Origin of the sequence: Cryobacterium sp. MLB-32 (assembly GCF_000738085.1) — a bacterium.
Classification (GTDB): Bacteria; Actinomycetota; Actinomycetes; order Actinomycetales; family Microbacteriaceae; genus Cryobacterium.
This window is the reverse complement of the sequence record NZ_JPRS01000001.1, coordinates 1-19,374: the sequence shown is the minus strand read 5'-3', so window position 1 is coordinate 19,374 and position 19,374 is coordinate 1. Positions and strand designations below refer to the sequence as shown.

Genomic DNA, 19,374 nt, shown 5'->3' with positions numbered 1-19,374 from the left:
CAATTCTCTCGCTCGCCGAAGGACATCGTGATACCTGAGTCATTAACCCAGTCACAGTACGACACCGTCTACAACATGTTTTCGCTCGTCATCGCTGCACAGCTCTTCACCTCAATCTTCCTCACGGTCAGCCTGAAGCGAATCTTGCCACGTTATCGTCAGGCCATCACGGTCGCGGCTATCGTCTGCGGGATCGCTGCGTATCACTACTTCCGTATCTTCAACTCGTTCACAGAGGCCTTTGTTACCGACGCTGTCGGCGGTAAAGGCATCTACATGCAGGCTCCCGGCGCCGGGTTCAACGAAGGCTACCGTTACGTCGACTGGCTCTTGACCGTACCGCTCCTCCTGCTCGAGCTCATCGCCGTTCTGGCCCTCGCCCGCAAGCTGCAGACCAGCCTGCTGTTTCGTCTCATCCCGGCATCCGCTCTGATGATCGCACTCGGCTACCCGGGTGAAATGAGCGGGGACAACCTGACCCGCGGTATCTTTGGGTTCCTCTCCACCATCCCGTTCGTCTACATCCTCTGGGTCCTGTTCGTCGAGCTCACGAAATCCCTCGACCGTCAGCCGCCGGCCGTTCGTAAGACGATCAGCCGGTTGCGCGTGCTGCTCCTCGCGACCTGGGGTGTGTACCCGATCGCGTACCTGCTGCCCGCGATCGGTGCGAACGGTGCGGATGCCTGGGTCGGCAAGCAGATCGGTTACTCCGTGGCCGACATTCTGGCCAAGTGCCTCTACGGCCTCATCATCTACCGTGTCGCCCGCATCAAGTCGTTCGCCGATGACACGGCGTTCGCCCTGGACGAGCTGTCCACGGAAGATGCACGCGAACTGACCTCGGCAGCCAAGCCCGCCGGCACCAGCAAGTAACGATCGACAGTCGCACCAGGCTCGGCAGAACGGATGACCGTTCTACCGGGCCCTTGTGCGTGCCCCCGGACGTGACGATACTGGGGGCATACCGGCGCCGGCAGCGGAGGAATGCATGAAAAAGGCACAGAGTTTCAGTGATCTTGATCCGCTGCACAAGACCGCCACCATTGTTGCGGCGGTTGTGCAGCTCACCCTGGCAGCAGCCGCCTGGAAAGACCTCGCCCGGCGCCCGGCGGCGTCGGTGCGAGGTCGTAAATTGATCTGGGCGGGTGTGATCGCGGTGAACTTCGTCGGGCCGCTCTCCTACTTTCGGTGGGGGCGCTTGCCGCGCTAAGAATCCCGACCACAGGATGGCAAGAATGCACATTGCCCCTATGCCTCAGGTGCGGGGCGGAGTCTAATTGGCGCATGAAAGCTGGAACCGAATCCTCCACCCGCTGGCCCGTCATTTCCAAGGACCTCCGTGCTTTGGCCGTGGCACCGAACCTCATTGACTACGAGCAGACCTGTGCGGACTTCACCTGGGACGAAGCACGGAGCTCCCTGTCCGGCCTGCCGGGGGGACGCGGGGTCAACATCGCCCACGAGGCGGTCGACCGGCACGCGTCCGGACCGCTCGCCGAGCATGAGGCTCTGAGATTCATGAGCGCCGACGGCAGCGCTCACTCCCTGACCTATGCGCAGCTGGCCGAGCAGACGGGCAGGTTCGCCAGCGTGCTGCGCGGTCTGGGCATCGAGCGCGGAGACCGCGTCTTCTCTCTCCTCGGCCGCCGGCCTGAACTGTATATCGCCGTACTGGGCACGTTCAAGAACGCCAGCGTCTTTTGCCCGCTCTTCTCCGCTTTCGGCCCAGAGCCCGTGCGCCAGCGGCTGCAACTCGGCGCGGGCCGTGTTCTCGTTACCACCAAGGCCCTCTATCGCAAGAAGATCGCGCAGATTCGCGATACGCTGCCCAGCCTGCAGCACGTGTTCCTCGTCGACGCCGAGGGCGAACCCGAGCCGGGAACCCACGACCTCGCGGCCTTGATGCGAACGGCGCCGGAGTATGGACCGGTGGCGACCACCCATCGCGAAGACATGGCGCTGCTGCATTTCACGAGCGGAACGACCGGCACTCCGAAGGGCGCGATCCATGTTCACGACGCCGTCACCGGTCATTCTGCCACGGGTCTCTTCGCCCTCGATCTGCACCCGGACGACGTCTACTGGTGCACGGCCGATCCCGGATGGGTCACGGGAACCTCGTACGGCATCATCGCTCCGCTCGTGCACGGCGTGACCGTCATCGTCGACGAGGAGGAGATGGACGCCGACCGGTGGTATTCGATCCTCGCGGAGCAGCGGGTCACCGTTTGGTACACCGCACCTACCGCCCTGCGGATGCTCATGAAGGCGGGCACGGAACGGGCCGCCGGCTACGACCTCTCCGCCCTGCGCTTCGTGGCGAGCGTCGGCGAGCCCCTGAACCCCGAGGTCGTGGTGTGGGGAGAAGAGGCCTTCGGTCAGCCCGTGCACGACAACTGGTGGCAGACCGAAACCGGGGGCATCATGATCGCCAACTATGCGGCAACGCCCATCCGGCCCGGTTCGATGGGTCGGCCCCTCCCCGGCGTGACCGCCGCACTTGTGCAGCGCGATGCCGACGGACTCCCACTGGTCCGCGATGGTGCCGCGGTCCTCGTGACCGAAGCGGATGCCGTGGGCGAGCTCGCCCTGCTGCCGGGCTGGCCATCCATGTTCCGCGGTTATCTGAACGACGAGGAGCGCTACCAAAGCTGTTTTGTTGGGGGCTGGTACCTCACGGGTGACCTGGCCAAACGGGACGCCGACGGGTACTTCTGGTTCATCGGGCGGGGAAACGACGTGATCAAATCGTCCGGCCACCTGATCGGCCCGTTCGAGGTGGAGAGCTCGCTCATGGAGCACCCCGCGGTCGCCGAGGCAGGAGTCATCGGCATTCCCGACCCGGTTGCCGGCGAGGTGGTGAAGGCCTTCGTGGAGCTCCGCGCGGGATGGGAGCCGTCGGAAGCCTTGCGACTGGACATCATCGGGTTCACCCGTAAACGTCTCGGCGCTGCAGTGGCCCCGCGTGATGTTGCCTTCACCGATGCACTGCCCAAGACCCGTAGCGGCAAGATCCTGCGCCGACTGCTGAAGGCGCGCGAGCTGGGGCTGCCGGAAGGCGATACCTCGACGGTCGAGGTGAAGCGATGACGCCGTCCGCCGCTGCTGCGGTGCCCCTCGCGGAGGAGGAACGATCGCGCTTTCTTCTTCAGCAGATGGTGCGGGTGCGTCGGTTCGAAGAGAAATGCGTGGAGTTGTACAGCGCCGCCAAGATTCGTGGTTTCATGCATGTCTACATCGGTGAGGAGGCGGTCGCGGCCGGCGTGCTCGCCAACCTCGCACCCGACGATGCCGTCGTCGCCACCTATCGCGAACACGGACATGCGCTGTTGAACGGGGTATCGGCCGGAGCGATCCTGGCGGAGATGTACGGCGTCGAGCAGGGATGTTGCCGCGGACGCGGCGGGTCGATGCACCTGTTCGACAAGGCCACGCGATTCTTCGGTGGCAACGCGATCGTCGCCGGTGGTCTTCCCCTCGCGGTGGGGCTCGCTCTCGCGGACAAGATGGCGGGTCGGTCACGCGTCACCGCATGCTTCTTCGGCGAGGGAGCGGTCGCTGAGGGCGAATTCCACGAGAGTCTCAACCTCGCCGCGCTGTGGCAACTGCCCGTGCTGTTCTGCTGCGAAAACAACCTTTATGCCATGGGAACGGCCCTCGCCCGCTCGGAATCACAAACCGACATCGCCCTGAAAGCGGCCGCTTATGAGATCCCCTCGTGGCACCTCGACGGTATGGACGTGCTGGCTGTCGACGAGGGCGCCCGTCGGGCCGTCGATGCCGTACGCAACGGCGGGGGACCGCACTTTCTTGAGTTGCGCACCTATCGTTTTCGAGCTCATTCGATGTACGACCCGGAGCGGTATCGCGAGAAGGCGGAGGTCGCCGATTGGGTCGGAAAGGATCCGATCGACCACCTCCGCGCGTCGCTCGAAGCCTCCGGCCAACTTTCCGCCGGGCAATGGATCGAGCTGCAACGCGAGGTCGACGCCGAGATCGCTCAGGCCGTCGAGTTTGCCGAGGCAGGAACACCTGAACCCGTCGACCAGCTGACCCGGTTCACCTACAGCGATCGTGGCGCGTCATGAAGACCACCTACCGGGAGGCGATGCGAGAGGCCATCCGCGAGGCCATGCGGCGAGATGAACGGGTCTTCCTGATGGGCGAGGACGTGGGAGATTACGGCGGCTGCTTCGCTGTGAGCTTGGGACTGCTCGAGGAATTCGGCCCGGAGCGGATCCGCGACACACCGCTGTCCGAGTCTGGCTTCGTGGGAGCCGGCATCGGTGCTGCCCTCGGTGGGATGCGCCCGATCATCGAGATCATGACCGTCAATTTCAGCCTGCTGGCCCTCGACCAGATCATGAACAATGCCGCCACCCTCCAGCACATGTCCGGCGGACAATTCAGCGTGCCGGTGGTTATCCGCATGACCACGGGCGCAGGTCGGCAGCTCGGCGCCCAGCATTCGCACAGCCTCGAGGGCTGGTACGCACATATTCCCGGGCTTCGAATCCTCACGCCCGCCACCCTCGCCGATGCCCGCGGCATGCTGTGGACCGCCCTGCAGGACCCGGACCCGGTGCTGATCTTCGAGCACGGATCGCTCTACAATACGGCCGGAGAGATCGATGACGACGCCGGGGCCGTCGACATCGACAGGGCCGTTGTGCGCCGTGCGGGACCGGACGTGTCGCTGATCACCTACGGCGGCACGCTTCCGACCGTCCTGGAAGCGGCGGACCGGCTCGCCGAGCAGGGCATTGAGGCGGACGTGCTCGACCTCCGCACTCTCCGGCCGTTGGACACCGAGGCCATCCTCACCACCGTCGCGAAGACGCACCGCGCTGTCGTCGTCGACGAGGGCTGGCGCAGCGGAAGCATCTCGGCCGAAATCAGTGCGCGCATCACGGAAAACGCGTTCTTCGACCTGGATGCCCCGGTGAATCGGGTATGCAGCGTCGAGGTTCCGGTGCCCTACGCCCGGCACCTCGAGCAGGCCGTGTTGCCGTCCGTGCAACGTATCGTAGACGCGGCACGGGAAACGGTGGGAAGCCATGGGTGAGTTCCGGATGCCGTCCCTCGGCGCCGACATGGAACAGGGCAAGATCGTGGAGTGGCTCGTGAAGCCCGGTGACTATGTGCATCGCGGGGACCTGGTTGCCGTTGTCGACACCGACAAGGCTGATATTGATGTGGAATCCTTCGAGGAAGGCGTGATCGCGGAGCTTCTCGTGGACATCGGCATGACCGTGCCGGTGGGAACGGCGCTTGCCCGCATCGTGCAGACCCCCGCTGCCGGAGCCGAACCTGCGGCAGCCACTCCGACGAAGCGACCGTCCGCTGCGAAACGATCCGCTGACACACCGCCGGCTGAGATCCCGGGAGCTCCGAGGCCTGCGCCCGCGATGCGACCCGCACCATTGTCCCCGACGCCGTCGATCGTGTCCCCGCCGGTGCGCCACCTCGCTCACCAACTCGGTGTCGACACCCGGCAGGTGCGGGGAACCGGTGCGCAGGGCGCGCTCACCAGGGAAGACGTGGAGAATGCCGCAGCGGCGCGTCCACTGCGCCCCGCGGCCGTGCCGCTGCAGACTCCCGATTGGGTGCGGTCGTCGCCGCGAGCCCGGAAAGTTGCAGCCGAACTCGGCATCGACCTCGTCTCCGTCTCGGGCACGGGTCCGAATGGCGCGATCACCGAAGCGGATGTACGTGCCGCCCGGCACCCCGTCCCCGCCCCGCCCGCCGTGCCGGAGCCGGCGGTGCCGGAGCCCGTCGTGCAGAACCGTCCCGTGACCTCGGATGAGCCAACTCGGAAGTCCGATGGTTCGCGGGCGGAGAGCCTGCGCCGGGCCGTTGGCACTCTCATGGCGCGCTCCAAGAAGACGATTCCGCACTACTACCTGAGCTCGACGATCGACATGGGGGCCGCGCTCGAGTGGATGCGCACCGCCAATAAGCGGCGGTCGATTTCGTCGAGGCTTGTGCCCAGCGTGCTGCTGCTCAAGGCCGCGGCGCTCGCCGCCGCGCAGGTGCCGGAAATGAACGGGTTCTACACCGACAATCGCTTCACGCCAAGCACTGAGGTCCATCTGGGGGTTGCCGTGGCCCTCCGGCATGGCGGATTGGTCGCGCCGGCCATTCATGACGCGAACGCCCTGGCCCTCGACGACCTGATGGATCAGCTCAAAGATCTCGTGGGGCGTGCGCGTAGCGGTCACCTGCAGCGTTCGGAGATGGCCGATCCCACGATCACGGTCACCAATCTTGGCGACCTCGGCGTCGATGCGGTGTTCGGGGTCATCTATCCACCCCAGGTTGCTCTGGTGGGCTTCGGAGCGGTGACCGAGCAACCCGTCGCGCGCGGGGGCCTTCTCGGTGTCCGACCCGTCGTGACGGCAACTCTCTCGGCGGACCACCGGGTCAGCGACGGGCTCCGCGGCGCACGCTTCCTGACCATGATCGCCGAACTGATGCAGAAACCGGAGGAGCTATGACGCAGGACGAGGCGCAGGACGAGGCGCGGAGCGCAGTGATCGCAGCGATAGCCTTGATAGCGCCCGAGATCGGCGAATCCGACCTTGACGCGAGTGCCCGGCTGCGACAAGATCTGGAACTCGACTCGCTCGATTTCCTCCGGCTGGTCGAAACGATCGCCGTGCAGACCGGCGTCGACATCCCGGAAAGTGACTACCCGGAGATCGCGACAGTGGCCGGACTCATCGGGTATGTAGCGTCACATTCCTGAACCGGCTGATTCCCGCCGGACTCGGGCCTGATCCCGCGCCGTGGATGCACCCGGGTGGAATACTCGAGTCCGGATCGCGTTGCAGTGAAGGCGGCATGGAGTACCTGCTCCGCCCGCTGCCTCCGACCGAAGGATCCACCCATCGCTTCAACGCCCTCCCTGCCCCGTCATGCGCTCGTTGTCGGGGCGACCGGAATAGCCGGTTCCGCCGTGCGTGATCGCCTGATAGCCGAGGGCTGGCCGGTCACGACGCTCTCACGATCCGTCGGCATGCCTGTACCGGGCACACGCCACATCCAGGCGGATCTGCGATCCGCCGTGGACCTCGAACGGGCTCTGCGCGACGAGCACCCCACCCACGTTTTCTTCACGGCGTGGTCACGGCAGAATAGCGAGGCCGCGAACATCGAGGTGAACGCGGGAATGCTGCGCGACCTGCTGGCGGCCCTGAAGCACACCCCGGTCGAGCACGTCGCGTTGATGACCGGACTCAAGCACTACCTTGGTCCGTTTGAGGCCTACGCGGCGGGGAAGATGGCCGACACTCCGTTCCACGAGGAGGAGCCGCGCCTGCCAGTGAATAACTTCTATTACGCGCAGGAAGACGAATTGTGGGCCGCCGCCGCGCGCCAGGGGTTCGCCTGGTCAGTGCACCGCGCCCACACGGTGGTGGGTCACGCCGTCGGCAACGCCATGAACATGGGCCTGACCCTCGCCGTTCAGGCGACGATCAGCCGCGAATTCGACCGACCGTTCATCTTCCCCGGATCGGAAACCCAGTGGAACGGCGTCACCGACATGACGGATGCCGGACTGCTGGCTGAGCAGATGGTGTGGGCCGGGACCACGCCGGGCGTGGAAAACCAGGCCTACAACATTGTGAACGGCGACGTGTTTCGGTGGCGTTCGCTCTGGCCGCGCATCGCCGCGTACTTCGGAGTGGAGCCGGAAGGGTACATCGGTGAGCCTCGACCCCTGGAGGTCCAAATGGCTGGGGCGGCGGAAGAGTGGCAGGCTATCGCCCTCAGATACGATCTGGTCGAGCCCGACAGCACGCGTCTTGCCTCTTGGTGGCACACCGACGGAGACCTGGGCCGCAACATCGAGGTGATCACCGACATGAGCAAGAGCCGGGAGGCGGGTTTCCTCGCTTATCGACGCACCGAGCGGGCCTTTATGGAACTCTTCAACCGACTGCGGGCCGAGCGTCTGATCCCCGCCGCGACGGCGCAGTCGACCCGGCCCTGAAGCCACCGGGGCTGTCGCGCCGACCGCCACGCATCAGTCCAGCGCGAGAATCCGTGTGAGCACGTCCTCCGGCACGGCGCCCGACGGGATCTCGCCGAGGAGAAAGTCTCCGTCCGGGAGCGATTCGTCGTTCTGCAGCCAGAAGGCGGGGTCGATGATGCCGCCCGAAGCGGATGCCCCGTGCACGTTCACGCCGGACGCCGTGCGCAGAGCCAGAGTCCACTGATAGTGCTCGGTGACGTTGGCCACGGGGGAGTAGGTATCGAGGGCAACCTCGGCCGTGTTGTCCGCTCCGGGTGGGGTGCGGTCGTCGAGCAGCACGCCGGCGAGCGGCAGCCCGGCGAAGTTGCGGAGCCAGTCCGCGACGTACATGGAGGCGTTCTCGGCGTTGTCGGCGTCGAGACCGGAGACATCCGTCGTGCCGGAGAAATGGTGAGTGCGGGCCAGCCACTGCAGGGGTGACGGAATCTGCAACACGATGGGTGCACGCTGGGTCTTGCTGAAGGTGGTGGCGAATTCCGTGACGTAGGCGAGGAGGGCGGTGTCGGCGAGCAGCGTGCGCAGGGCGTAGCCCGTTCGAGACTTCGCGCTCATGGCCGACTGGAGGCCGAGGTTCGCCTCCAGCTGATGGCCGTAGAGGCGATCGAGGCTGAGCAGGGCGACATCCGATTTGAGCAGTACCTGCGCCTGTCCGAAGAAGTTGGAGTATGCCATCGGCTCGAGCCAGGGCACCGGTTTGCCTTGCAGGAGCACGGTCTGGGCGTAGTCGTGGCTGTCCAGCAGCACGGCGCGCGTGCGTCCCGACGGCGGCTGGTCGATCACGCTGGTCAGCGAGGGGGTCACGGTGTCTCCTTTATGACGAAAAGTTCAAGGCCGGGGAATCCGTCGCCGACGCTGTCGATGGCGGGCTCCCCGGCTGGTGGGAACGGCGGGCGGGTCAGGACTTGTGGTCGACCACTTCGCCGTATTTCTCTTCAAGCTCGCGCACGCGTGCCTCGAGCTTGCTGATCTTCAGCACCCGGCGGTCGGGAACCATGATGAGCGGCAGGTCTTCGAGCTTGCCCTTGACACGCTCGGGCTCGATCCCGCCCCAGTGGGTGGCGAGGAGCTCCTCGTCGTTGTCCTGTCCCCAGGACCCGAAGTAGAGCAGGTCTGCCGGCGGCTCCTCTTTCACGAATTCCTTGATGAACTCCTTGTAGGGGGTGCCCCGGGAGATCCGGTCCTGGCGCATCTGTGCGCGAAGCTCGATGGTGGCCTGCTCGTGCACCACGTAGGTCTCCGGTTCCCAGACCACTCCGTACATCGTGGTCGCGGTGTGGGCCGAAATCCGGTCCAGCTCCAGGTCGGTGACGACCATCTCGGGGTCCCGCTCCAGCACGTCGCCGTAGCCGCCGCCGGCTCCCTGGGCGATCATGTATAGCTCGCCCTCCTTCGCCACGTCGAACTGCAGTCCCATGTGGGCGGACTGGTACTTGCCGCCTTCGAAGGGCTGCTCGTTCATCACACGTTCAATCGACAGGTCGAACTGCGACGGGTCCTTCTGAATGACGTCGTAGATGTTGATGTCCTTCACCATGGCCAGCGGATACACCGGGCAGCCATAACCACCGAACATTCCGGGAACGGAGGAGAACTTCGACCCGCTCGTGACCGTCATGAACCCCCAGCTGGGTGTGCCGCGCGAAGCCACGATCATCTCGTAGCCCATACCACCGCGGAACTTGCCGAAGCCCTGGTTGTCCCGCACCAAACGCTTGCTCACGAGTTGCAGGAAGGGAACCTCTTCTTCCATGACCTCCTGCTCGCCGATGTCGGCCATGGCGCAGAACAGCGGGGCCACGGCGTCTTCACCGTCACGGAAAGCCTTCGCGCCGCCGCCCATGCCGTTGAGATCGGCGCACAGGTTGCCCACCTGCTCGCCGTTTTGAGTGGTGCCGCCCCAGAGGAAGTCGTTGATCTGGTTGAACCAGGGTGCGACCACGTTGGAGTACTTCTGCGGAGACGAGAACTGCATTTTGGCGAAGGCGGTCTGCAGCGCCGAGAAGCCGCGGAAGGAGGCCTGCAGCGACTGTCCCACCGGGGCGTCGTAACCGGCATCCGCCCAGCTGTGCTCTTCAGTGATGATCTCGATCGGGGACAGCGCGCCCGTCGAACGCGGCAGGTCGGGCCACCAGTACGACAGGATCGCCTGCGCCATAAATGACTTCGTCGACGCGAGCGGCGAGTTGATGGCCCGGTTCAGGATCTCCGGCCCGGTACCCGTGAGGTCGACGATCAGGCGTTCGCCCTTGATCGTGATCTTGCAGGCGAACTTGATCAGGATGTTCTCTTTGAGGGTTGAGTCCACGAACTGGTTGAAGGTGACCGTGCCGTCGGGCAGCTCGCCGATGCGGCGCTTCACCTCGGTCTCCACGTCTTCGACCGTCACCCGGAGGGACGCCACAAATGTCCCCTGGCCCACCTCGTCGATCAGGCGGTCGACGGTGTCCATGATGCGCTTCACGGCACCCATCTTCACCTTGATGTCGGCGAGCATGAGCTTCGGGTCGCGGGTGGAGTGCTGCAGGAAGGTGAGCAGGTCGCGGCGCAGGTGCCCCTTCTCCACGATCTTGATCGGCGACGCGCGCAGCCCGTCATCGAACGGCGTCTCGGAGCCGGAGGGCATTCCTCCGGGCTCGCAGGCGCCGTTCTCACCCTCGTGGATGGTGGCGCCCACCCAGGCGATGATGATTCCACCGCGAATCACGGGCACGAGCATCGACTGGTCGGTGTTGTGCACCATGCCGAAGCGCGAGTCGTTGTGGAAGAAGCCATCGCCCTCGTTGATGCCGACGGTGGGCTCGTCCTTCCAGTTCTTCATGATGTAGCGGATGGGGTGGTGGAGCACGGCCGAGAAGGCGATGACGCCGCGGTTGGAGAGGTAGGTCACGTCGCCCTCGGCGGTGTAGACGGCGCAGGACAGGTCGGCCCACTTGGCGCCGGGGGCGGCGCCCATGCTCTCGCACATTTCGAAGGCCTCATCGAGGGCCCCGGCGAGGCGTTTGCGGATGCGGTCGATCTCGAGCGGGTTGATGCCCTGGCTGATGCACTCCTCCTCATAGGCGGTGCGAGGCATGATCTCGTGGTGGCGCATGATGGCCGGGTCCGGTCCGAGGAAGAGTGTGGTCTCGTCCATGAACTTGTCGACCCACTGCTGCTCCTGGGTGGAGAGCGCCTGGGAGTCGTCGCCCTCGGCGCCGGCCGGTACGAATTCGTCTGTTGTCAGTGTCATTGTTCTCAAGCTCCTTTGCTTGCGTTCGCTGAAGAAATTGTGGTTGTCGAGAGGGTCAGTCGCTCGCTCGTCAGTCGCTGAGTAGCCACACGGCACCTTGTACGGTCGGCTCGAGGCGCCATCCCGGTTCCACCAAATAGGTGGTGTTCTCGGTGGTCACGATCGCCGGTCCATGGATGACGTACTCGTGCTTGAGCGCGTCGGCGTCGTAGACAGGGGTGTCGACGGCGCCCTGGATGCTCGTGAAGTGCACCTGGCGGTGCGAGATCGGCATCGGCTTGGTCTTTTCGCCGCCGATGTCGATCGACTCGAAGGCGATGACCTCACCCTCAATGAAGGACGCCACGCGAATGGTCTGTACTCGGATGCCAGCCTCGGGTGCCTGCGTGCCCTCGCCGTAGCGCTCGCCGAAGATCTCCGAGAAGGTCTTGATGAGGTGCAGAACGTCGGCAACGCCGTTCACCCGGTTGATGTCGAATGCCACGGCCGTGGTGACGAGCTGATTGCCGTAGCGCATGTCCATCTCGAGCCGGTAGCGCACATCCGCGCGGTCGTAGCCCTGGCGCACGAGGTCTTCGGCACCCTTGGCTTCGAGTTCTTCGATGTACCCGTTCAGGGCCTCGTACTTGTTATAGAGGCTCCGCTTGATCGCCTCGTACAGCACGACGTAGGCGCTGCGTTCGTGAATGTGCAGCGGTCGCATGTTGCCGGCGCCGAGGGCGGAGAACACCGAGGCGAACGGCGGGAACAGAATGCGGCTGATGCCCGCGCTCGCCGCGATCCCACAGGCGTGCAGGGGGCCATTGCCGCCGTAGGCAAGCATCGTGTAGTCCTCAATCAGGCCGCCGCGCGAGCGCAGCTCCTTCTCGATGCCGATCGCCATCTGCTCGTCGACGGTCTTCTTGATGACCTTGGCGACCTCCACGGCGTCCAGGTCGAGCTCGTCGGAGAGCGTCTCATCGATCACGTAGATCGAACGCTTCTTGTTGAGCTTGATGTGGCCGTTCGCGTAGTTTTCCGGGTCGAGGTAGCCGAGCACCAGGTCGGCGTCGGTGACCGTGGGGCGCAAACCGCCACGGTCATAGCACGCCGGACCCGGGTCGGAACCGGCGGACTCCGGACCGATCTGGATCGCGTGGTGAATGCGGTTGTACGCGGCGATCGATCCGCCGCCGGCCCCGAGGGTGTTGAGGTGGATCATCGGCGCCGAGACCATCCAGCGTCCGATGGTCGGCTGGAAGTCGTAGTGTCGCACCCCTCCCTCGGGCACGAGTCCGATATCGAACGAGGTGCCACCCATGTCCATCGAGACCACGTCACCGAGGCCGGTGGACTCCGAGAGGTGCTGGGCCGCGCCGACGCCGGCGATCGGCCCGGAGTGAATCGTCTGCAGGGCATCCGTTGAGTTGGGCTGCGCCATGCCGCCTGAGTTGTGGATGACCAGCATCGGCTTCTCATAGCCCGAGTCGCGCAGATTGTTGGATAGCTGGTTGAGGGCGTGGAACATGGTCTCGTGCAGGAACGCGTCCACGATGGTGGCCATGGCCCGCACGTACTCGCCTTTGCGTCCCGATACCTGGCTGCTGAGCAGCACGGGGATCGAGCCGAGCTCGTGGGTGGGGTACTCCTCGAGAATGATCTCGAGGATACGGTCTTCGTGAACCGAGTTCTCCGTGGCGTTCGTGAGTGCGATCACGATGGCTTCGGCGCCGTTGTTGACGAGATCGCGCACCTGCGTGCGCACGTCGTCATACATCAGCGGTACGAGAACTTCGCCGACAGAGTCGATGCGCTCTTTGACCGAGCGGATCAGACGGCGCGGCACGAGCGGGTCGGGCCGCTGGGCGTCGGGCATGTCGCCCTGCTTGACGCCGTCGAGGCCTTCGCCATAACCGCGTCCGCGAGAGAGCGGGATGGTGTCCTCGAAACCGTGGGTGACGATCGCCGCCACCCGTGGTCCTTTGCCCTCGATCAGGGCATTCGTGCCAAGCGTCGTGGCGTAGCGCACGGAGTCGACCTCTTTGAGTGCGGTTTCCCGCGAGATGCCGGCCCGGTCACAGGCCCGGTCGAGGGCTTCGTTGAAGCCGAGTGCCAGGTTGTGGTGGGTGGTGAGAGCCTTCGATTCGATGTAGATGTCGTCCCATACGAAGAAGCAGTCACTGAAGGTACCGCCGATGTCTACCGATATGCGCTTCACGGTCAGTGCCCTTCAGTCGTTGTGACGCCGTGTGAGTGCGAGTGGCCGCCGACGGAGTCGAACCGGGCGCTCAGGTCCGTGGCCGCGTTTTCGCCGGGGCCGTAGTTGACGACCTCTTCGGGGTTGCCGCCGTGGGCTTCCCACTTCTCGCGCAGGGAATCGATGTCCCAGAGCATGTCGACGGTCGGCGGGTGTCCCGGCGGAAGGTATTCCGCTTCGATCTGGGTGCCGCACGTGGGGCAGTAGAACTCCAGGATGCGGCAGAAGGTCGGGTCGGGAGAGAACGTGAACTCGTACTTCTCGGGGTCGATAACGGGAGGGTGAATCTCGCGGGGGTCCCGGTCGTAGACCAGGGTCCCTTCCTTGTAGTTGCCGCGAGCGTCGCCGAAATCGTGGGCGCAGACTCGGCAGATCCACCGTTCGGTGTCGAGGTCTATGAAAAGGTATTCCGTCATGGGAACGCGCATTGTGTTTTTACCTTCCTGGGAAACAAAATGGGTGTCGAAGTGATGATGCGTGCAGGTGCCAGAGGGTGCGGGTCAGCGGATGTCCGTGAGCTGCAGGTCGCCGGCCGTGGAGATCTTCAGGCTCCAGCCGAGCGGTACCCGGGCGGTGAAGAAGGGGCCTTCGACGATGGCCGGGCCGGCCGCCGCGGCACCCGGAATCTGCTCGTCGAGCTGGTAGACCGATACGGTGTCGATCTGATCCGCGCTGGAGCGAACCTCACGTGTCCCCGCCGCCACGGCGATGGTTTCCTCGGCGGGGGACCCTCCGTCGAGCGTCGGGTGCGGCAGGCGGAACGTGGCCTTGAGCGACAGAATCTCGCTGCCGTCCTCCACGATGTCCTTCCAGTCGAGGTCGCAGGCGCTGAGCTCGTGGCCCTCCTGGAACATGTCGCGACCGGCATCCGATGTCATTGTCTGCTTTGCTGCCTCAATCGCCTCCGGCGTGAAACCGGTGATGTTGGTTTCGTAGGTCTGGGCGATGTCGGAAAAGCTGATTCCGTAGGCCGAGAACACCGCGGCAAGGCGGGGAACGAGTACGTTGTGCACTCCGGCGATCTGAGCCGCGCTGCACGCGCTCATCGGTCCGCCACCGCCGAATGCAGCGAGCGTGGTGTTGCCGTCGGGGCTCACGAGGCCGGCGAAGGACTGCGCGAGTCGATTCGAGTAGGTCTCCTCCATGCGGATGAGCGCCTCCTCGAGGGTGATCCCGAGGGGCTCGGCCACCGTCTTGGTGATCACGGCACGGGAGCGTTCGGCATCCAGAGCCATTTCACCGTTGAGGTACGTCTCGGGATCGAGCACGCCGAGCAGCAGGTTGACGTCGGTGATCGTGGCCTGCGTCCCACCGAAACCGAAGCAGGCGGGGCCGGGGGCGGCCCCCACGCTTTCGGGTCCCACGGTTATCGCGCCGTCGTGTACGGCGATGATTGAGCTGCCGCCGACGCCCGTCGAGTGCACATTGCTCATCTCGTAGGAGATATCGACGCCCTGAATCGAACCGCGGCGGTCGACCGAAATGGTGGAATCGTTGACGACCCCGACATCGGTCGTGGTGCCGCCGACATCGATCATCAACACGTTGGTGAGACCGTAGGCCTCGGCCAGCGCGCGAGTGCCTTCGAGTCCGCCGCGGGGTCCGGAGGAATATGTCTTCAGAGCCACCGACTTGGCGACACGGGAGGAGGCACCGTCGTTGCGGTAGATCAGGAGAGGGTTCTTCACCTTGTACGCACGCAGCCGGTGCTCCGCGCTGTACAGAAAGCGCTCAACCGTAGGGTGCAGGAACGAGTTGAGGATTCCCGACCAGATCTGGCGTTCCCGCACGGTGTCCGAGGCGAATTCGCGCGAGAACAGGATGGGGACCGAACCGAGCAGGTGCCGCGGAAAATTCTTGAGCATCGTGCGCTTGTAGAGGTGCTCGCGTTCCAGGCTGCCGGCCGCGACAACGAGGCGCTCTGCGCCCGCGGTGGTGAGACGGTTGATCTCCATCACGAGTTCGGCGGCGAGTTCCTCGTCGGACCGGGCGGGGGAGACGACCGCGACCCGTGCGCCGATCAGATCGTCAAAGAGCCCGGCCGACTTCTCCGTGGCCCGCAGAGTGTCCGCGAGTTCGGCATCATCGGTGATGAGGCCGATGAGCGGTCCCTTGCGTTCGACGAGAGCGTTTGTGCCCTGCGTCGACGAGTAGCGGATGTGGCGGGTGGAGTGCAGCAGTTCGGCGAGGTTGGCTTCGCCGAACAGCTGTGTCGATGCCTTGGTCATGGCATCGAAGAGGCACTGCGACAGGTCTACCGGTGTCGTCAGGGTTTTCGTGAACGTGAAATCCGTTCCGCTTCCCACGACGATGTCGGTGAGGGTGCCGCCGTTGTCGATGTTGATCAGACGTTCCATGAGCGCTCCTTTGCGTTGGTGTGGAATGACCGTGCGGCCCTCGAGGGGGCCACGAAGTCCAGCGTGCCCCAGCCCGGATTTAGCGGCGTGTCCCACATTGGGACACCGACCGGCTAGCGCTTGCTCTGGTTTAGGGGGCATGCTTGCAGAGTCCACAAAGGAGTAGATATGCCCGAAACGGCCCGACGTTTACGGATTGCTGCAGCGCGCGCCGATTTTCTTCATGTCGGCCGGGCCGACCTACCCGCCGAGCCGGGCGTGGTCCAGGGTGTGGTTTCCGCGTCCTGGCAGCGTTCCTTTTCGGCCGGCGTCAACGCGGCAACGGCACAGGCGGTGTTCCACAGCGATCTCGACCTGACGGGGCGCTTGATGCGATGCTCCAAGCCGGTCATCGAACGGCTGAGTGACGACATGGCGCAGATGCCGCTGAGCATCGTTCTCACCGATGCCCGGGCACGTATCCTGAGTCGTTCCGAGACCAACAAGACCATCGGCACCCTGCTCGACCGGGTCTCTTTGTCCCCGGGTTTCAACTACGACGAAGGCACCGTGGGCACCAACGGCATCGGAACCGTGATCGAGTCCGGCCAGTCGCTCTATATCGTGGGTCCGGAGCATTTCACCGAGCACCTTCAGCCGTTCACGTGCGCCGGAAGCCCCATTCATGACCCGTTGACCGGGCGAGTGGAGGGCGTGCTCGATATCAGTTGTCTGAACGAAGACTCGAGTCCACTCATGCGCTCTCTCGTGCGGTCGGCCGCCCACGAGATTGAACGTAATCTGCTCGTTGACCGCAGCCAGCGCCAGCAGGCGCTGTTTGAAGCGTACGTGCGCATGGATGCCCGCAGCCGCGGTGCCGTCATGGCAATCGGCGGAACGATGGTGATGGGCAATGCGGTTGCCCAGAGTCTCTTTGAGCCAGCCGAGCAGTGGGCTATCCACGAACACGGGCGCTATCTGGCCATGGGCCACGGCGCCCCCGTCGACCAGATCGAGTTGCTGTCCGGCAAGGTCGTGCACATCCGTGGAACGCGGGTGGGTGCGGGCGACGACGTGGCCGGCATCGTGATGGTTGTGGACATCGTCTCCGAAGCGGCGCCGGTGCCCGCGCGATCCGCGCTCCCGTCCGCGGTTCCCGACCGGCCCGTCGAGGATCCGGCCCTCGAGGGGATCGAACGCTCGCTTCTCGGCAAGCGCACCGCCACGGGAATCGTCGATGCCCTGCGGCATGGCAAGACTCTCTTGGTGATGGGGGAGTCAGGCAGCGGCAAACTCTCGCTCATCGTGGATCTCTATCATCGTGTTGTCCCCGCAGGGCGCAGCCGGGTCTATCCCGCCGAGGACCTGAGGCTTCCCGACCCGGCCGAGGATATGTCGACGGTGTCGGGGCCGCTGCTCTACGTCTTCACGAACATCGACCATCTGACCAACGATTCCGCGGAAGACCTGGACCGCTTCTTGCTGGCGCTTGCCGCGGGAACCCAGCCCGTGACCGTGGTCGCCACGGTGACGGGCGCTACCGTCGAACCAGAATTTCCGTTCGCCGGACTGCTCGCCCGGTTTGACGCATCCGTCACCGTCGCGCCACTCCGCCACCGCCTCGATGACTTGCCACAGATTGCCACGCGGGTGCTCGCCAACCTGACCGGTCCGCGCGGCGTGACCATCGGCGCCGCCGCGATGCGGGTCTTGTGCCGCTACACATGGCCACGCAACATCCGCCAGCTCGAGGAAGCGCTCGAATCGGCACTGGTCAAGCGCCCGGTCGGGGAAATCCAGGCCGAAGACCTGCCCGGCTACTGCCACTCCGGGGCGCGTCGCCTTCTCTCGCCCATAGAAGCTGGGGAGAGAGACCTGATCGTGAACGCGCTTCACGACGCCGACGGAAACCGGGTGGTCACCGCCCAAGCCCTCGGAATCGCGCGCTCGTCTCTGTACCGCAAGCTCAAGAGCTTCGGCATCACCGCTGCCTAGCGCCCGCCCCAGCCCTGTGGTGCGGGCGACGTCACCACTGTGTGCGTGCGCGCTCCTGAGCCACGACAGCCTCGCGATCGACCAGCCGCCGCAGCCCGGCGAGCGGCTGGCTCATCCGGTGATTTCCCCGGATGCGGGGCTCAACCCGGTCAAGGAATGCCCAGTACCCGGCTGTGAACGGGCAGGCCTCAGGCCCGAGCCGCACCTTGGGGTTGAAGCGACAACTGCCACAGAAATCCGACATCTTGGCGATGTAGGCCCCGCCTGAGGCATAGGGCTTCGTGGCGACGATGCCGCCGTCTGCATGCTGTGACATGCCCACCACGTTGGCCGGCATCACCCAGGGCGTGCCGTCGACGAAGGCGTTGATGAACCAGTCCGAGAGGGCCGCAGGCTGGTACCCGCGCTGCAAGGACCAGTTTCCGAGGATCATCAGCCGCTGAATGTGGTGGGCCCAGCCGGTCCGGGAGACCTCGTCGAGCACGTGGCTCAGACACCGTGCCTCAACGGTGCTGCCGTCCAGCTCAAGGAACGCGGCCGGGAGTGGTTCGTTGGCGGCGAGAAAGTTGCTCTCGGCGACATAATTCGGACCGAGATGCCAGTACAAGTGCCAGGTCCAGTCTCGCCAGCCCATGATCTGCCGAACCACGGCCTCGACGCTCGACAGCGGCGCCCCGCCTCCGTGGTAGGCGGCGACAACAGCGTCGATCACCTCCCGGGGATGCAGCAAACCCAGATTCAATGGCACGCTCAGCCGGGAATGCGCCATGTCGCTGTCGCCCAACAGAGAGGCGTCTTCGAACGGCCCGAAGTCCGACAATCGGGTATCAATGAAATCCTGCAGGGCGGCGAGGGCCTCGGTGCGGGTGGCGGCGAATCGACGGGGGCCGTCGGCTCCGATCAGGTGCACGCGTCCCTCGGCCACGAGTCGGTCCAGGTCCCGGCGCACCTCGGCGTCGATGTCGTCTTCGACAGGAGCCCAGGGATCGGGCAACCCAAGGCTTACGGCCCCCTTCGGTGGAGGCTGACGGTTGTCGTGGTCATAGTTGAAACGACCGCCCTCCGGCTCCGGCCCGCGCATGAGCACCCCGGTCGACGTGCGCACGGCGCGATAAAACTGCTCCAGCACGAGCCGTGAGGCAGGGCGGCCGTCGGCCCAGCGCGCAAAGTCTTCCTCGCTCGTCACGAAGCCCCGGCTGGGCAGCACGGTGGCTCCCAGCTCGGCCACGAGAGAGCGCGCACCCCACGACGTGGGGTTGATGGCCTCCAGCTGTCGACCGGCGAGCACATCCCGGTAGTGCTCGGTGTGCAGAAACTCCACGCGCTCGCCGAGCTCGCGTGCCCGATGGCGCAGGGCGCTCAGAATGAGGTGGGCCTTGGCTCGGTGATACGTGCGACGCCCGAGTACCGCCGTGGCCTCGACGAGCACGATGCTTCCACCGTCGTCATAATGCGGTCCCAGCTGGTCGGCGAACAACAATCGCGGCACGGTCATACCGCCGATTCTATCCGCGCTCCCCCCCGCCTCCCCCCCGCCTCC

Annotated in this window: 15 protein-coding genes; 9 read left to right on the top strand and 6 right to left on the bottom strand. The window is 65.0% G+C overall.

Features of this window, described 5'->3' with window-relative positions; genetic code table 11:
- The 8 genes from JF66_RS00075 to JF66_RS00040 form a co-directional block, all read left to right on the top strand.
- Positions 1-873, top strand: an 873-nt coding sequence (locus JF66_RS00075) for a bacteriorhodopsin-like (RefSeq protein ID WP_255351493.1), incomplete at its 5' end; no start/stop codon positions are given.
- 115 nt (positions 874-988) lie between these two features.
- The gene (locus tag JF66_RS00070; protein ID WP_035873687.1) at positions 989-1,210 is read left to right on the top strand and encodes a PLDc N-terminal domain-containing protein; all 222 of its coding nucleotides are present in this window, start codon (positions 989-991) and stop codon (positions 1,208-1,210) included.
- Between the two features lie 74 nt (positions 1,211-1,284).
- A complete protein-coding gene (acsA, locus tag JF66_RS00065; protein WP_035873686.1) occupies positions 1,285-3,090 on the top strand; it encodes an acetate--CoA ligase in 1,806 nt (601 codons plus the stop codon).
- A complete protein-coding gene (pdhA, locus tag JF66_RS00060) occupies positions 3,087-4,088 on the top strand; it encodes a pyruvate dehydrogenase (acetyl-transferring) E1 component subunit alpha (protein ID WP_051972917.1) in 1,002 nt (333 codons plus the stop codon). The genes acsA and pdhA overlap by 4 nt, the downstream gene beginning before the upstream one ends.
- A complete protein-coding gene (locus JF66_RS00055) occupies positions 4,085-5,065 on the top strand; it encodes an alpha-ketoacid dehydrogenase subunit beta (RefSeq protein WP_035873685.1) in 981 nt (326 codons plus the stop codon). Before pdhA ends, JF66_RS00055 begins: the two co-directional genes overlap by 4 nt.
- Positions 5,058-6,497, top strand: coding sequence for a 2-oxo acid dehydrogenase subunit E2 (locus JF66_RS00050; RefSeq protein WP_035873683.1), 1,440 nt, complete (start codon positions 5,058-5,060; stop codon positions 6,495-6,497). The genes JF66_RS00055 and JF66_RS00050 overlap by 8 nt, the downstream gene beginning before the upstream one ends.
- Positions 6,494-6,748, top strand: coding sequence for an acyl carrier protein (locus JF66_RS00045; RefSeq protein WP_035873681.1), 255 nt, complete (start codon positions 6,494-6,496; stop codon positions 6,746-6,748). Before JF66_RS00050 ends, JF66_RS00045 begins: the two co-directional genes overlap by 4 nt.
- 141 nt (positions 6,749-6,889) lie before the next feature.
- On the top strand, positions 6,890-7,996 hold the full coding sequence (locus tag JF66_RS00040; protein WP_156109583.1) for an SDR family oxidoreductase: 1,107 nt from the start codon (positions 6,890-6,892) through the stop codon (positions 7,994-7,996).
- A 33-nt stretch (positions 7,997-8,029) separates the two neighbouring features.
- Here JF66_RS00040 and JF66_RS00035 read toward each other — a convergent pair whose 3' ends face one another.
- The 5 genes from JF66_RS00035 to JF66_RS00015 all read right to left on the bottom strand — a co-directional run bounded on the left by JF66_RS00035 (position 8,030) and on the right by JF66_RS00015 (position 15,860).
- Positions 8,030-8,839 carry a hypothetical protein gene (locus JF66_RS00035; protein ID WP_035873680.1) on the bottom strand — a complete coding sequence of 270 codons (810 nt, stop codon included), beginning with the start codon at positions 8,837-8,839 and terminating at the stop codon, positions 8,030-8,032.
- Between the two features lie 94 nt (positions 8,840-8,933).
- Positions 8,934-11,267, bottom strand: coding sequence for a hydantoinase B/oxoprolinase family protein (locus JF66_RS00030; RefSeq protein ID WP_035873679.1), 2,334 nt, complete (start codon positions 11,265-11,267; stop codon positions 8,934-8,936).
- Positions 11,268-11,337: 70 nt separating this feature from the next.
- Positions 11,338-13,464, bottom strand: a complete 2,127-nt coding sequence (locus JF66_RS00025; RefSeq protein ID WP_035873676.1) for a hydantoinase/oxoprolinase family protein — start codon at positions 13,462-13,464, stop codon at positions 11,338-11,340.
- Between the two features lie 2 nt (positions 13,465-13,466).
- Positions 13,467-13,919 carry an acetone carboxylase subunit gamma gene (locus JF66_RS00020; RefSeq protein ID WP_231556231.1) on the bottom strand — a complete coding sequence of 151 codons (453 nt, stop codon included), beginning with the start codon at positions 13,917-13,919 and terminating at the stop codon, positions 13,467-13,469.
- Between the two features lie 84 nt (positions 13,920-14,003).
- Positions 14,004-15,860 (bottom strand): hydantoinase/oxoprolinase family protein, encoded by a 1,857-nt coding sequence (locus tag JF66_RS00015; protein WP_035873674.1) that lies wholly within the window; start codon positions 15,858-15,860, stop codon positions 14,004-14,006.
- A 168-nt stretch (positions 15,861-16,028) separates the two neighbouring features.
- Here JF66_RS00015 and JF66_RS00010 point away from each other — a divergent pair, with 168 nt between their 5' ends.
- The gene (locus JF66_RS00010) at positions 16,029-17,834 is read left to right on the top strand and encodes a sigma-54-dependent Fis family transcriptional regulator (protein WP_035873673.1); all 1,806 of its coding nucleotides are present in this window, start codon (positions 16,029-16,031) and stop codon (positions 17,832-17,834) included.
- Between the two features lie 31 nt (positions 17,835-17,865).
- Here JF66_RS00010 and JF66_RS00005 read toward each other — a convergent pair whose 3' ends face one another.
- On the bottom strand, positions 17,866-19,329 hold the full coding sequence (locus JF66_RS00005; protein WP_035873672.1) for a cryptochrome/photolyase family protein: 1,464 nt from the start codon (positions 19,327-19,329) through the stop codon (positions 17,866-17,868).
- Between the last annotated feature and the right edge of the window lie 45 nt (positions 19,330-19,374).